The 14,327-nt window shown below is 70.2% G+C and carries 14 protein-coding genes; 11 read left to right on the forward strand and 3 right to left on the reverse strand.

From position 1 onward, the window contains the following. Positions 1–22 precede the first annotated feature (22 nt). Complete coding sequence (locus tag C7474_RS06405; protein ID WP_121059301.1) at positions 23–1,186, reverse strand: SLC13 family permease; 1,164 nt, start codon at positions 1,184–1,186, stop codon at positions 23–25. Positions 1,187–1,364: 178 nt separating this feature from the next. On the opposite strand from C7474_RS06405, the gene thrS reads away from it, so the two are divergent. Together thrS and C7474_RS06415 are read left to right on the forward strand one after the other, a co-directional pair. Then, positions 1,365–3,371 carry a threonine--tRNA ligase gene (thrS, locus tag C7474_RS06410; RefSeq protein WP_121058160.1) on the forward strand — a complete coding sequence of 669 codons (2,007 nt, stop codon included), beginning with the start codon at positions 1,365–1,367 and terminating at the stop codon, positions 3,369–3,371. Then, complete coding sequence (locus C7474_RS06415; protein ID WP_199692386.1) at positions 3,368–3,913, forward strand: HIT family protein; 546 nt, start codon at positions 3,368–3,370, stop codon at positions 3,911–3,913. Before thrS ends, C7474_RS06415 begins: the two co-directional genes overlap by 4 nt. Before the next feature lie 122 nt (positions 3,914–4,035). Here the strand turns inward: C7474_RS06415 and pdxY are convergent, their stop codons facing one another. Together pdxY and C7474_RS06425 are read right to left on the reverse strand one after the other, a co-directional pair. Then, positions 4,036–4,887, reverse strand: a complete 852-nt coding sequence (gene pdxY / locus C7474_RS06420; RefSeq protein ID WP_121058162.1) for a pyridoxal kinase PdxY — start codon at positions 4,885–4,887, stop codon at positions 4,036–4,038. Continuing rightward, entirely contained in the window at positions 4,884–6,227 is a 1,344-nt protein-coding gene (locus C7474_RS06425) for an aminotransferase class I/II-fold pyridoxal phosphate-dependent enzyme (protein WP_121059305.1), read from the reverse strand. Before C7474_RS06425 ends, pdxY begins: the two co-directional genes overlap by 4 nt. A gap of 50 nt (positions 6,228–6,277) precedes the next feature. Here C7474_RS06425 and pdxS point away from each other — a divergent pair, with 50 nt between their 5' ends. The 9 genes from pdxS to secF all read left to right on the forward strand — a co-directional run bounded on the left by pdxS (position 6,278) and on the right by secF (position 14,291). Continuing rightward, positions 6,278–7,207, forward strand: a complete 930-nt coding sequence (gene pdxS / locus C7474_RS06430; protein WP_199692387.1) for a pyridoxal 5'-phosphate synthase lyase subunit PdxS — start codon at positions 6,278–6,280, stop codon at positions 7,205–7,207. Positions 7,208–7,244: 37 nt separating this feature from the next. After that, the gene (pdxT, locus tag C7474_RS06435; protein WP_121058166.1) at positions 7,245–7,829 is read left to right on the forward strand and encodes a pyridoxal 5'-phosphate synthase glutaminase subunit PdxT; all 585 of its coding nucleotides are present in this window, start codon (positions 7,245–7,247) and stop codon (positions 7,827–7,829) included. Between the two features lie 24 nt (positions 7,830–7,853). Then, positions 7,854–8,612, forward strand: coding sequence for a YebC/PmpR family DNA-binding transcriptional regulator (locus tag C7474_RS06440; RefSeq protein WP_121058168.1), 759 nt, complete (start codon positions 7,854–7,856; stop codon positions 8,610–8,612). A gap of 56 nt (positions 8,613–8,668) precedes the next feature. After that, positions 8,669–9,238 carry a crossover junction endodeoxyribonuclease RuvC gene (gene ruvC / locus C7474_RS06445; RefSeq protein WP_121058170.1) on the forward strand — a complete coding sequence of 190 codons (570 nt, stop codon included), beginning with the start codon at positions 8,669–8,671 and terminating at the stop codon, positions 9,236–9,238. Positions 9,239–9,288: 50 nt separating this feature from the next. Beyond that, entirely contained in the window at positions 9,289–9,909 is a 621-nt protein-coding gene (ruvA, locus tag C7474_RS06450; protein WP_121058172.1) for a Holliday junction branch migration protein RuvA, read from the forward strand. Next, positions 9,902–10,954, forward strand: a complete 1,053-nt coding sequence (gene ruvB / locus C7474_RS06455; protein ID WP_121058174.1) for a Holliday junction branch migration DNA helicase RuvB — start codon at positions 9,902–9,904, stop codon at positions 10,952–10,954. Before ruvA ends, ruvB begins: the two co-directional genes overlap by 8 nt. Positions 10,955–11,043: 89 nt before the next feature. Next, on the forward strand, positions 11,044–11,550 hold the full coding sequence (locus C7474_RS06460) for a preprotein translocase subunit YajC (protein ID WP_241965147.1): 507 nt from the start codon (positions 11,044–11,046) through the stop codon (positions 11,548–11,550). 39 nt (positions 11,551–11,589) lie between these two features. Next, positions 11,590–13,302: a protein translocase subunit SecD gene (secD, locus tag C7474_RS06465; RefSeq protein ID WP_121058176.1), complete on the forward strand. Its 1,713-nt coding sequence runs from the start codon at positions 11,590–11,592 to the stop codon at positions 13,300–13,302. After that, entirely contained in the window at positions 13,302–14,291 is a 990-nt protein-coding gene (gene secF, locus C7474_RS06470) for a protein translocase subunit SecF (RefSeq protein WP_121058178.1), read from the forward strand. The genes secD and secF overlap by 1 nt, the downstream gene beginning before the upstream one ends. The last annotated feature ends 36 nt before the right edge of the window (positions 14,292–14,327 follow it).

Below are 14,327 nucleotides of genomic sequence, written 5' to 3' on the forward strand. Positions count from 1 at the left end.
CGTTCGGGTCGTCGTCGTGTGTTCAGGCGAGCGCGGCCAGCGGGATCACCGACAGCCCCACCACGATCGGCGCCGCGACGAGCCCGGCGAGCATGTAGCGCCGCCAGGGCACGTCCACGCCGACGGCGCGCAGACGCTGGTGCCACAGCAGCGTCGCCAGCGACGCCCACGGTGTGATCAGAGGTCCCGCGTTGACGCCGACGAGCAGCGCCGCGAGCCGCACCGGCGAATCGGCGACGGACTCGAACGCGAGGTACGCGGGCAGGTTGTCCACCGCGTTCGCCGCCAGCATCCCCGCTCCCGCCAGCCGCCACAGATCCGTGAGACCCTCACCCGTGCCCGCGGCGGCGCCCACCACGGCTCCCGAGCCGAGCGACTCCAGGGCTGCGACGGCGAGGAACAGACCCGACGCGAAGACGAGCAGGCTCCACGGCACGAGGCCGGGATGCAGCACCCGCGGCGAGCGCCATGCCATGTACGCGGTCAGCACCACCGCGGCGGCGAGCGCCGGCATCCACGGGGGGAGCCCGCTCACGAGAAGCGGCAGCAGCACGAGAACGACGGATGCCGCCACCACCAACTGCTGTCGGTCGGCGACCCGTGGCGGCGGCGCCGGGTCGAACCGTCCGCGCAACGCTCGGCGGTGGAGCACCCACAGCAACGCGGTCGTGGCGAGGACGGCGACCAGCGCCGACGGCCCCAGCAGCATCGCGAAGCCCACGGCTCCGATGCCGCCGAGTCGGTGCTCGGCGAGCAGATTCGTCAGGTTCGAGACGGGGAGCAGCAGCGAAGCGGTGTTCGCCAACCACACCGTCGTGAACGCGAACGGCAGGGGCGGCAAGTGGTTCGCCCGCGCTACCGCGATCACGACCGGCGTCAACAGCACGGCGGTCGTGTCCAGCGACAGGAAGGTCGTCGACACGGCGGCAAGGGCGACCACGAGCAGCCACAGCACCACCGTGCGGCCGCGCGACCAGCGGGAGAGGCGCGCGGCGGCGGCATCGAAGACGCCGGCGATCGCGGCGAGCTCGGCGACGACGGTGACCGCCACGACGAACAGCAGAACCGGCCAGACGCGGTCCGCGACGGCGAGCGCGTCGGACACCGGCAGCACGCCGGACACGACGGCCGCCCCGCCCAGCAGGAGCAGCACGGCTCCGACGAGGGCGAGCTTCACGGCATCCATCATGGCCCGCGCCGCGGAGATGTCGGTGCGCCGTGCGGCGACGATAGACTCGGGGCATGGAACCTCGCCGGATCACCGCAGTCGCGACCGGCACGCGAACGCTTCACGCCTGAGCGGGCGGGGCGCGACGCGCCCGAAGCTGAGCATCCTGTTCGAGCCACCTTCTGGAGACGTTCCCTTGACCACCCCCTCCGCCGACGTGTCGTATCCGGCCGACGGCTTCGCCCTGTTCCCCGACCGTTCCGTCGTCGCCCTGCGCGTGAACGGCGACCTGAAAGACCTCGCGACGGTCGTGACCGCATCCGACGCCGTCGAGCCGGTGACCGTCGACAGCGCCGACGGTCTCAGCATCCTGCGCCACTCCACGGCGCACGTGCTCGCCCAGGCGGTGCAGCGCATCAAGCCGCAGGCGAACCTCGGCATCGGTCCGCCCATCACCGACGGCTTCTACTACGACTTCGGCGTCGCCGAGCCCTTCACTCCGGAGGACCTGAAGGCGATCAAGAAGGAGATGGAGCGCATCGTCCGCGAGAATCAGCGCTTCGTCCGCCGTGTCGTCACCGAGGACGAGGCACGCGCCGAGATGGCGGGGGAGCCGTTCAAGCTCGAACTCATCGGGCTCGCCGGGGGTCCCGGCGCCGGGGCGACCGAGGGGGCCTCCGTCGAGGTCGGCGCCGGGGAGCTCACGATCTACGACAACGTCACCCGTGACGGTGAGACCGCCTGGAAGGACCTGTGCCGCGGACCGCACGTGCCCGGCACCCGACTGGTCGGCAACGGCTGGGATCTCACCCGCGTCGCCGGCGCCTACTGGCGCGGCAGCGAGAAGAACCCGCAGCTGCAGCGCATCTACGGCACCGCCTGGCCGACGAAGGACGAGCTGCGCGCCTACCAGCACCGCCTCGAAGAGGCCGCCAAGCGCGACCATCGCAAGCTCGGCAAGGAGCTCGACCTGTTCTCGTTCCCCGACGAGATCGGTCCGGGGCTCAGCGTCTTCCACCCCAAGGGCGGCATCATCCGCTACGAGATCGAGCGCTACATGCGCGAGCGACTGCTCGCCAACGGCTACGAGGTCGTGAACACGCCGCACATCACCAAGGGCGACCTGTTCATGACCAGCGGCCACCTGCAGTGGTACGCCGACGGCATGTACCCGCCGATGGTGCTCGACGAGGTCGTCGACGAGGACGGCCACGTCAGCCGCGAGGGCCAGGAGTACTACCTGAAGCCCATGAACTGCCCGTTCCACAACCTGATCTTCCGCTCCCGCGGCCGCAGCTACCGCGAGCTGCCGCTGCGGCTGAGCGAGTTCGGGTCGGTCTACCGGTACGAGAAGAGCGGCACCCTGTCGGGCCTCACCCGCGTGCGCGGCATGACCCAGGACGACACCCACATCTACGTGACCGCCGACCAGGTCAAGGGCGAACTCGTCCACAGCCTGGAGTTCGTGCTGCAGACGCTGCGCGACTACGGCCTGAACGACTTCTACCTCGAGCTGTCGACGAAGGAGGAGGGCAACCCCAAGTTCATCGGCGACGACGCGCTGTGGGAGCAGGCGACTGCGACGCTGCGCGAGGTGGCCGAGGGGTCGGGACTCGAACTCGTCCCCGACCCGGGCGGCGCGGCGTTCTACGGTCCGAAGATCTCGGTGCAGGCGCGCGATGCGATCGGCCGCACCTGGCAGATGTCGACCATCCAGCTCGACTTCAACCAGCCCGAGCGCTTCCAGCTCGAGTACACCGGCCCCGACGGCGAGAAGCACCGTCCGGTGATGATCCACCGCGCCCTGTTCGGCTCGATCGAGCGGTTCTTCGCGATCCTGCTCGAGCACTACGCCGGCGCCTTCCCGGTCTGGCTCGCTCCCGTGCAGGTCGTGGGCATCCCGGTCGCCGACGCGTTCGCGCCGTACCTCGACGACATCGTCGCGCAGCTGCGTGCCCGCGGCGTCCGCGCCGAGGTCGACCACTCCGACGACCGGATGCCGAAGAAGATCCGTACGCACACCACGCAGAAGGTGCCGCTGCAGCTGATCGCCGGCGAGCAGGACAGCTCGGCGGGCACCGTGTCGTTCCGCTTCCGCGACGGCACGCAGACCAACGGCATCCCGGTGGCCGACGCGGTCGAGAAGATCGTCGCCGCGATCGCCGGCAAGACGCTCGTGAACACCGCGGAGGACCTCGCGTGACCGACGGGGAGCTCGAAGACGCCGCCCTCCTCGCGGGCGTGCCCGACGGGTTCCAGCGGCTGTGGACGCCGCACCGCATGGCCTACATCAAGGCCGGGCCCGAGGTGCTGCGTCACGAGTGCCCGTTCTGCGCGGCACCGGAGAAGTCGGATGCGGACGGTCTCATCGTCGCGCGCGGGCGTACCGCGTACGTGCTGCTGAACCTGTTCCCGTACAACTCGGGCCACCTGCTGGTGTGCCCGTACCGGCACATCGCGACCTACGACCAGGCCACGGCGGAGGAGGTCGCCGAGATCGGCGAGCTCACCCAGATCGGCATGCGGGTGCTCCGCGAGGTGGCCCGCTGTGACGGGTTCAACCTCGGCATGAACCAGGGCGCCGTCGCCGGTGCGGGTGTCGACGAGCACCTGCACCAGCACATCGTGCCGCGCTGGGCGACCGACGCGAACTTCTTCCCGATCATCGCGAAGACCAAGGCGCTGCCGCAGCTGCTCGGCGAGGTGCGCGACGCCGTCAGCGCGGCGTGGCCCACCCCCGCCTGACCACCTGTCGGCGAGCCCGCCGACGCTGAGAGAACACGTCGGCGCCGAGGGCGCGGGCGGCACCCGTTCCCTCGGCGCCCTGCGGTTCTCTCACGGTCCCCGCGGGGGTGCAGACGCGCGCGTCAGCGCACCTGCGTGACGGGGAACTGCAGGCGCGGGTGGGCGTAGAACTCCTGCGACTCCACGAGCTGCAGCTCGCGCGTGCCGGCGTCGTAAGTCGTCTGCAGCAGGTCGAACACGCTGGAGACGGTCTTCGCTAGCGCGTCCGCGGCGTCGCCGCTCGCGCGGTAGTGCGCCGTGAACAGCGCCGCCGTGACATCGCCCGAGCCGTTGGCCTTCATCGGGATGTGCGGCGTCTGCACGATCCAGGCGCCGGCGTCGGTGACGGCGAGCATCTCGATCGTGCCCTCGGGGCGATCGGGACGCTCCACCGAGGTGACGAGCACGGTCGACGGACCCATCGCGCGCGCGGCGTCGACCGAGGCGAGCGTCGAGGCGAGGTCGGTCGGCTCGGTTTCGGTGAGGAAGCCCAGCTCGAACTGGTTGGGCGTGATGATGTCGGCGGCGGGGACGACCCGTTCGCGCAGCAGGATCGGGATGGCGGGGGCGACGAAGCAGCCCGACTTGGCGTTTCCCATCACCGGGTCGCATGCGTAGACGGCCGACGGGTTCTCGGCCTTGACGCGCGCGACGGCGTCGAGGATGACGTCGGCGATGCCTTCGCCGCCCTGGTAGCCCGACAGCACGACGTCGATCTCGCCGAGCACACCGCGTTCCTGGATGCCGGTGATGACGTCGCGGACGTCGTCGGGCGCGATGAGCGGTCCCCGCCACGCCCCGTAACCGGTGTGGTTGGAGAAGTTCACGGTGTACACGGGCAGTACCTCGACGCCGATGCGCTGCAGCGGGAAGACGGCGGCGGAGTTGCCGACGTGGCCGTACGCGACGGCGGACTGGATGGACAGGATCTTCACGGGGCGATCATCCCACTCTCGTGGTGTCGGGCCGCCTCGACGGCGGCGTGGATGTCCGATGCCAGGCGGGCCGCATCGGAGTCGGACAGGTCGTGCACCGTCAGGCGCAGGTGCGACGCAGCGTCGGTGTCGGCGAGGATGAATTCGTCGCCGGGGCGGGCCAACCAGCCGCGGCGCATGAGCTGCGCCGTCACCTCCCGCGCCGCGACGGGGAGCCGCACCCAGAGGCTGAGCCCGTCACCCGGCGTCGTCGGCACACCCGCGGCGGACAGCATCCGCGCGAATGCGGCGTTGCGCGCCGCGTAATGCGCGCCCGCCGCGCGGATGCCGTCGGTCACGGCGGCATCCGTCAGCTGTGCGACGGCGAGGCGCTGCAGCAGGTGACTGACCCAGGTCGTACCGGGGCTGAGCCGGGTCGCCAGGCGCTGCGCGGTGTCGGGGTCGGATGCCGTCACCGCCAGGCACATGTCGGGACCCAGGAACTTGGACACCGAGCGGACGAGGGCGAAGCGGCGATGTCCCGGCCCGATGAGCGAGTGGAACGGCTGTGCAGACAGCAGCGAGAAGTGGTCGTCCTCGATCACGAGCACGTAGGGGTGGTCGGCGAGCACCTCGCGCAATGCCGCCGCGCGGGCGGGGCTGAGGCTCGCGCCGGTCGGGTTCTGCGCGCGTGGAGTGCAGACGATCGCTCGAACGCCGGCGTCGACGGCGGCGCGCAGACCCGCGACCGTCATGCCCTCGGCGTCGACGGGAACCGGCACGGGACGGTATCCGCCGAGGCGCACGATGTTCATGCTCGACAGGAAGCACGGGTCCTCGAGTGCGACGGCGTCGTCCCGGGTGAGGGCCTGTGCGAGCAGGCGCTCGATCGCGTCCGACGCGCCGCCGGTGATGGTCAGCCTCACCTCCGGTGCCGCGGGAAGGGCATCCCGCATCCATCCGGTCGCCCAGTCCTCGAGCCCGCGGTCGATGACGGGCTCGCCGTAGAGCACCGTGCGCCTGCCGATGCGGGCGAGTGCCGGCGTCGGGTCGGGGATGAGGTCGGGGTCGGGATTGCCGGTGCCGATGTCGCGCAGCACCGTGCCCTGGGCGAACCCCTCCTGCGCCACTGCGGCACGCCGGGCCACCCGTGTGCCGCCGCGGCCACGGCTGACGACCACACCCGCCTGCGCGAGCTGCTTGTAGGCGGCGACGACCGTGTTGCGGTTGACGCCGAGTTCTTCGGCCAGGGTGCGCACGGGCGGAAGCAGCTCGCCCGGAGCGAGCGTGTCGCGTTCGACGAGTTCGCGCACGGAGTCGGCGATCTCGGTCGCCGTGGTCCCGGCGATCGCGTTCCCGATCGTCACACTCCGCCTCCTTCCGCGTCCTCGTGAAGTCTAGGTGGTGGGACATGCTACTTTTTGGCCTAGGTCAAACCCGAAGGAGCCTCGTGTCCACTCCCACCACCGGATCGTCGCGCGTCAAGCGCGGTCTCGCCGAGATGCTGAAGGGCGGCGTCATCATGGACGTCGTCACCCCCGATCAGGCGAAGATCGCCGAGGATGCCGGCGCCGTCGCCGTGATGGCCCTCGAGCGCGTTCCCGCCGACATCCGCGCCCAGGGCGGCGTCTCGCGCATGAGCGACCCGGACATGATCGACGGCATCATCGAGGCCGTCTCGATCCCCGTCATGGCCAAGGCCCGCATCGGCCATTTCGTCGAGGCGCAGGTGCTGCAGGAACTCGGCGTCGACTACATCGACGAGTCCGAGGTGCTCTCGCCCGCCGACTACGTCAACCACATCGACAAGTGGAACTTCACGGTGCCGTTCGTGTGCGGTGCGACGAACCTCGGAGAGGCGCTGCGACGCATCACCGAGGGCGCCGCCATGATCCGCTCCAAGGGCGAGGCGGGCACGGGCGACGTGTCCGAGGCGATGAAGCACATCCGCAAGATCCGCGGCGAGATCGCGGCGCTGAGCTCGCTCGCTCCCGACCAGCTGTACGTGGCCGCCAAGGAGCTGCAGGCGCCGTACGAGCTCGTCGCCGAAGTGGCGGCGACGGGTCAGCTGCCCGTCGTGCTCTTCGTCGCCGGCGGCGTGGCGACCCCCGCGGATGCCGCGATGATGATGCAGCTGGGTGCGGACGGCGTCTTCGTCGGCTCCGGCATCTTCAAGAGCGGCAACCCCGCCGAGCGTGCCGCCGCGATCGTGAAGGCGACCACGTTCTACGACGACGCGACGGTGATCGCGGACGTCTCGCGCGGACTCGGCGAGGCCATGGTCGGCATCAACGTGTCCGATCTGCCCGCACCCCACCGTCTCGCCGAGCGCGGCTGGTGATTCGGGGGCCACGGGCGTCGGCGTCGGGCGCGGGCGCATGACGGCGCGGGTCGGCGTGCTCGCGCTGCAGGGCGACGTGCGCGAGCACGTGCGGGTGCTGGGCGATCTCGGTGCCGAAACGGCGCTCGTGCGCCGGCCCGAGGAGCTCGCCCGCATCGACGGTCTCGTCCTGCCCGGCGGCGAGTCGAGCGTCATCGACAAGCTGTCGCGTGCGTTCGGGATGCAGCAGCCGATCCGCGACGCCATCGCGGCCGGGATGCCGGTCTACGGCACGTGCGCCGGGCTCATCCTGCTCGCCGACCGGATCGAGAACCCGATCGACGGCCAGGAGAGCTTCGGCGGACTGGACGTGACGGTGCGCCGCAACGCCTTCGGCGGTCAGGTCGAGTCGTTCGAGACCGAGCTCGCCGTCGACGGCTTCGCCACGCCCGTGCACGCGGCCTTCATCCGCGCGCCGCTCGTGACGGCCGTCGGCCCCCGCGCGCAGCCGCTGGCGTCGCTGCCGGACGGACGCGTCGTCGCCGTCGCGCAGGGCAACCTGCTCGGCACCGCCTTCCACCCCGAGGTGTCGGGGGAGTCGCGCTTCCACGCGCGCTTCCTCGACCTCGTCCGCGCGGCCTGACCGCATCACCGTAAACTGGAGACCATGTCCGGACACTCCAAATGGGCCACGACCAAGCACAAGAAAGCGGTCATCGACGCGCGCCGTGCCAAGTCGTGGGCGAAGCTCATCAAGAACATCGAGGTCGCCGCGAAGCTCGGCGGGGCGGACCTGCAGGGCAACCCGACCCTCTTCGACGCCGTCCTCAAGGCGAAGAAGACCTCGGTCCCCAAGGACAACATCGACCGCGCCATCAAGCGCGGCGCCGGCATCGGCGGCGAGTCGGTCGAGTACGCCTCGATCATGTACGAGGGCTACGGCCCGAACGGCGTCGCCCTCATGATCGAGTGTCTGACCGACAACAAGAACCGCGCCGCCGCCGAGGTGCGCACGGCGCTCAGCCGCAACGGCGGCACGCTCGCCGACCCCGGCTCGGTCGCCTACAACTTCTCCCGCAAGGGCGTCATCGTCGTCTCCGGTGAGGGTGCCACGGAGGATGACGTCATGCTCGCCGCGCTCGAGGCCGGCGCCGAAGAGGTCGAGCCGCACGCCCAGGGCTTCGAGGTGATCACCGAGGCCTCCGACCTGGTGGCCGTCCGCACCGCGATCCAGGAGGCAGGGCTCGAGTACGAGTCCGCTGACGTCGAGTTCGTCCCGTCGCTGAAGGTCGAGGTCGACGCCGAGACGGCGCGCAAGGTCTTCCGTCTCATCGACGCCCTCGAAGACAGCGACGACGTGCAGAACGTCTTCACCAACTTCGATCTCACCCCCGAGGTGCAGGCCGAACTCGAAGAGGACGAGTAACCGCCGCCACGCGTTTCGCAGAGCGGATGCCGCCTCCCCGCCCGTAGCGTGGGGGAGTGGCATCCGCTCTCCGCGTTCTCGGCGTCGACCCCGGTCTCACCCGGTGCGGCGTCGGCGTGATCGACGTCGCGCCTAACCGCGCGGCCTCGCTCGTGCACGTCGGCGTCGTGCGCTCCTCGCCCGACCTGCCGATCGAGCGTCGATTGAAGGCGATCGCGGAGGGGATCCGCGCCGTGCTCGACGAGCACCGTCCGCATGTCGTGGCCGTCGAGCGCGTCTTCGCCCAGAACAACCGGCACAGCGTCATGGGCACGGCGCAGGCCAGCGGCATCGCGCTGCTGCTCGCCGCCGAGCACGGCGTGCCGGCGCACACGCACACGCCGTCCGAGGTGAAGGCCGCCATCAGCGGCTACGGCTCGGCCGACAAGCGCCAGGTGCAGACGATGGTCGCCCGGGTGCTTCGGCTCGACGCTCTACCGCAGCCGGCCGACGCCGCCGATGCGCTGGCCCTCGCCCTGTGTCACGCGTGGCGCAGCGGTGGCACGGCCACCGGCGGCGGCGCGGTGACGTCGCTCACCCCCGCGCAGCGGGCGTGGGCCGACGCCGAGAAACTCGCGCGGCGTTGAACGTGCGTGTCGCTCGAACAAACGTCCGAACCGGCGGCTAGGCTCGTCGCATGATCTCGTCATTGCGCGGCCGGGCGCTGCACCTCGACTCCGAGAGCGTGATCGTCGATGTCGGCGGGGTCGGCTTCGCCGTGGCCGTCACGCCGCAGGTGGCGCGCGAGTTCCACGTCGGCGACGAGATCGTGCTGCACACCACCCTCATCGTGCGCGAGGACGCCCTGTCCCTGTACGGATTCCGGGGGCGCGAGGAGCTGTCGGTGTTCACGCTGCTGCTGAGCGTCTCGGGCGTCGGGCCGAAGTCCGCGCTCGGCGTGCTCGCCTCGCTCACCACCGGCCAGATCGCGGATGCCGTGGCCGCCGAAGACGACGCGCCGTTCCGGCGCGTGTCGGGCATCGGCCCGAAGACGGCCAAGCTGATCGTCGTGCAGCTCGCCGGCAAACTGACGGCGGTCGCACCGAACGCCTCGCCGGTGTCGGGGAGCGGATCCGGTGGCGCCCTCGCGCCACAGGTCGTGGCCGCGCTCGTGGCCCTCGGCTGGAACGAGCGGGTCTCGACCGAGGCCGTCACGGCCGTCGTCGCCGACGCGCCGGCATCCGCCACCGTCCCGGCGCTGCTGAAGCTCGCCCTCGGGCACCTGGGCCCGGCCCGCACGGAGCCGCGCGGTGTCTGAGCCCGACTTCGCCCCCCGTGATCCGGGGCTCGCCGAAGACCAGACCGAGCTCGCCGTCGAGGGCGCCCTGCGCCCCACGTCGCTCGGCGAGTTCGTCGGCCAGCAGAAGGTGCGCGGTCAGCTGCAGCTGCTGCTGGACGCGGCCCGCATCCAGCAGCGACCGGCCGACCACATCCTGCTGTCGGGTCCGCCGGGGCTCGGCAAGACGACGCTCGCCATGATCGTCGCGCACGAGAGCGAGCGGCCGCTGCGCATGTCGAGCGGCCCCGCGATCCAGCACGCCGGCGACCTCGCGGCGCTGCTGTCGAGCCTCACCCCCGGCGAAGTGCTCTTCATCGACGAGATCCACCGCATGGCACGCTCCGCCGAGGAGATGCTCTACCTCGCGATGGAGGACTTCCGCATCGACATCATGGTCGGCAAGGGCGCGGGCGCCACGAGCATCCCGCTCGACCTCGCCCCCTTCACCCTCGTCGGCGCCACGACCCGTTCCGGCATGCTCCCGAACCCGCTGCGCGACCGCTTCGGGTTCACCGCCCACCTCGAGTACTACGAGCCCGAGGAGCTCGAACTCGTGATCGGCCGCTCGGCGGCGGTGCTCGACATCCAGTTGCCCGCCTACGCGCGCGCCGAGATCGCACGACGCTCCCGCGGCACGCCCCGCATCGCCAACCGCCTGCTGCGGCGCGTGCGCGACTACGTGATCGTCCACGGCGAGAGGGACGGCGCGCTGCCGCGCGCGACGACCGCCGATGTGAACGCCGCGCTCGACCTCTACGACGTCGACGCGATCGGACTCGACCGGCTCGACCGCGCCGTGCTCGACGCGCTCATCCGGCGGTTCCGCGGCGGCCCCGTGGGACTGAACACCCTCGCCGTCACCGTCGGAGAAGAGGCCGACACGATCGAATCCGTCGTCGAGCCCTACCTCGTGCGCATCGGCTACATGGGTCGCACGCCCCGCGGTCGCGTCGCGACGCCGGAGGCGTACGCGCACCTCGGCGTGCCGCGCGCCGAGGAGGCGCTGAGGTTCGATGACCTATAATCGCCAGGTGCTCTGAAACCGTTTCGGCACGGAGCGCACTCTCGCCGCCAGTTCGCGGCAACCCACCGTGAAAGGCGCGCCTTCCCCCCATGTTCTCCGCATCGACGCAGCAGTCCGCCCAGGCCGATCCGGTCATGTCGTTCTTCGCGCAGTACGGGATGATCATCATCCTCGTCGCGCTGATCATCTTCATGTTCTGGAGCTCGCGCCGCCGCGCTCAGCGCAACAAGGCGGAGCAGGAGGCCAAGGCCCGCGCGATGGTCCCCGGTGTGAAGGTGCTCCTGCAGGGCGGACTGTACGGTGTGCTCACCGAGTTCGACGGCGAGGATCTGTCGAAGTCGGCCAAGGTGGAGCTCGCTCCGGGCGTCGAGATCGAGGTGCACAGCCAGGCGATCCTGCGCATCGTCGAGGACGAGACGCTGACCGAAGACGAGTTCATCGAAGCCGAGGTCGAGAAGGCCGAGTACGAGTCGGACGTCGAGGCCGGCGTGGTGACGTCGATGAGCGACGACATCGAGCGTCGTCACCACGACGCGGCCGCCGCGGCCGAGACCCCCGCCGCGCCCGCCGAGACGGACGACAAGCCCAAGGCCTGACCGCACCGCATCCGCGGTCCCTCGTAGGAAGTCCCCTCCGTGGCAACACCTCCCACCGTCCGGCGCGCCTGGCGTGCACTGACCGGACTCATCGTCCTGACCGCGCTCCTGTTCGGCGTCAACGCCCTCGGCGTCTTCGTCTTCCAGAAGAGCTCGTGGACCCCTGAGCTCGCACTCGACCTGCAGGGCGGCACGCAGATCATCCTCGAGGCGAACACGCCCGACGGCAGTGCTCCGACCACGGAGCAGATGGACCAGGCCGCGTCCATCATCCGCCAGCGCATCGACGCCTCCGGCGTGGCCGAGGCCGACGTCACCACCCAGGCCGGCAACCAGATCGTCGTGCAGATCCCCGGCGAGGCCGACGAGGAGACCCGCAACCGCATCGAGGCGTCCGCCCAGATGCAGCTGCGCGCCGTGCTCTACACCGGCAGCCCCGCCACGAGCTTCGTCGGCGAGGACGGCACCTCCACGCCGTACCCGACGCCGGACGGCTCGCTGAACTCGACGCCGACGACCGCGCCCACCGACGGCAGTGACCCGGCGTGGATCACCGACGAGCTGCAGGCGCAGTTCCTCGCCTACGACTGCGCGAACGCGGAGAACGACCCCGCCAACGCGCCGGCCGACCAGCCGCTGATCACGTGCGACCCGACCGGCACGGTCAAGTACATCCTCGGTCCCGTCGAGCTCGACGGCTCCGCGATCGACGACGCGACCAACGGCCTGGTGCAGACCAACAACCAGTGGGCGGTCAACCTCGTCTTCGACGCGGCCGGCACCGACACCTTCGGCAAGATCAGCCAGCGCCTGTACGGCGAGACCGCGCCGCGCAACCAGTTCGCCTTCGTGCTCGACGGCGTCGTCATCTCGGCGCCCTCGATGAACGGCGTCATCCTCGACGGCAAGCCGCAGATCACCGGCAGCTTCACGCAGGAGACGTCGAAGATCCTCGCCGACCAGCTCAAGTACGGTGCGCTGCCGCTGAGCTTCGAGGTGCAGAGCACCAACTCGATCTCGGCGACCCTCGGCTCGCAGCAGCTGCAGATCGGCCTCATCGCGGGCCTCATCGGTCTGCTGCTGGTCGCGGTGTACTCGCTCGTCGTCTACCGCGCGCTGGGCACCGTCATCATCGCCTCGCTCGTCGTGATGGGTGTGCTCACCTACATCACGCTGTGCATCCTCGCGTGGCGCATGGGCTTCCGCCTGTCGCTGGCCGGTGTCGCGGGCCTCATCGTGACGATCGGATTCACGGCGGACTCGTTCATCGTGTACTTCGAACGCATCCGCGACGAGCTGCGCGACGGCAAGTCGATCACGAGCGCCGTCGAGGACGGCTGGGGCCGTGCCAAGCGCACGATCTACATCTCGAAGTCGATCAACATCCTCGCCGCCGTCGTGCTCTACATCCTCGCCGACGCGACGGTGAAGGGCTTCGCGTTCACGCTCGGCCTCACGACGCTGATCGACATCCTGATCTTCATCCTCTTCACCCACCCGGTGCTGCAGCTGCTGGCGCGCACGAGGTTCTTCGGCGGCGGGCATCCGCTGTCGGGTCTGGACCCCGAAGCCCTCGGCGCCGTCTACCGTGGCCGTGCCCAGTTCCGTGCCCCCGCCGCTGCGACGAAGACCAGTGCGGACAAGCGCGCCTCGCGCTCGAAGGGCGAGGCGGTGCGCCGCCAGACCATCGCCGAGCGCAAGCAGGCGGAGCTTTCGAAGTCGTCCACCGCGACGAAGGACGGAGGCCAGTGATGCGCTCCATGAACGAACTCGGCAACGACCTCTACACCGGCAAGACCTCGTTCCCGTTCGTCGGGCGACGCCGGCTGTGGTTCATCATCGCGGCGGTCCTCGTCATCGGCGCGGCGATCGTGCCCCTGTTCCGACCGATCGCGTTCTCGATCGAGTTCACCGGCGGCTCCCAGTTCACGGTGAGCGGCGTTTCGTCGCCCGACCAGTCGCTCGCGACGTCGGCCGTGCAGTCGGTGGTGCCGGGTGCGACGACGAAGGTCACCACGATCGGTGAGGACTCCGTGCGGGTCCAGACCGACCAGATGACGGATGCCGAGACCCGCGAGGTCACGGCCGCCCTCGCCGACGCGTACAGCGTGCAGACCGCCGACGTCAGCTCGTCGTTCATCGGCCCGAGCTGGGGCCAGGACGTCACCCGTCAGTCGCTGTGGGGCCTCGCGATCTTCCTCGCGCTGACCTTCCTCATCCTCGCCGTGTACTTCCGCACGTGGAAGATGTCGGTCGCGGCCATCATCGGCCTCGTCGACGTGCTCGTGATCACCGTCGGCGTCTACGCGCTGTTCGGCTTCGAGATCTCGCCGGCGGCCGTGATCGGCTTCCTCACGATCCTGTCGTACTCGCTCTACGACACGACGGTCGTGTTCGACAAGATCCGCGAGAACACGCGGGAGGACGGCGAGAAGTCGGGTCGCCTGTTCGGCGAGTCGGTGAACCTCGCCGTCAACCAGACGCTCATCCGGTCGATCAACACGACGGTCGTCGCGGCGATCCCGACCGGGGCGATCCTGTTCATCGGCGCCCTATGGCTCGGAGCCCAGACGCTGACCGACATCTCGCTGTCGATCTTCGTCGGCACGATCGTCGCCGCCTACTCGACGCTGTTCGTCGCGGCCCCGCTCTACTCGCTGCTGCGCGAGAACGAGGCCCCGATCGTGGCGCGCGACACGCGGGTCCGCGAGGCTCGCGAGAAGGCGCTGGCCGCGGCCTGAGAGGGGTGCGTCGGGGCGTAGGATGAGGTTCTGCAG

Source organism: Microbacterium telephonicum (genome assembly GCF_003651225.1).
Taxonomy (GTDB): domain Bacteria; phylum Actinomycetota; class Actinomycetes; order Actinomycetales; family Microbacteriaceae; genus Microbacterium; species Microbacterium telephonicum.

Coding starts and splice junctions, on each gene's coding strand:
- C7474_RS06460 (WP_241965147.1), top strand. CDS start 11,044: ATGTTCTCCGCATCGACGCAGCAGTCCGCCCAGGCCGATCCGGTCATG.
- C7474_RS06440 (WP_121058168.1), top strand. CDS start 7,854: ATGTCCGGACACTCCAAATGGGCCACGACCAAGCACAAGAAAGCGGTC.
- pdxT (WP_121058166.1), top strand. CDS start 7,245: ATGACGGCGCGGGTCGGCGTGCTCGCGCTGCAGGGCGACGTGCGCGAG.
- pdxS (WP_199692387.1), top strand. CDS start 6,278: ATGCTACTTTTTGGCCTAGGTCAAACCCGAAGGAGCCTCGTGTCCACT.
- secF (WP_121058178.1), top strand. CDS start 13,302: ATGCGCTCCATGAACGAACTCGGCAACGACCTCTACACCGGCAAGACC.
- C7474_RS06405 (WP_121059301.1), bottom strand. CDS start 1,186: ATGGATGCCGTGAAGCTCGCCCTCGTCGGAGCCGTGCTGCTCCTGCTG.
- ruvA (WP_121058172.1), top strand. CDS start 9,289: ATGATCTCGTCATTGCGCGGCCGGGCGCTGCACCTCGACTCCGAGAGC.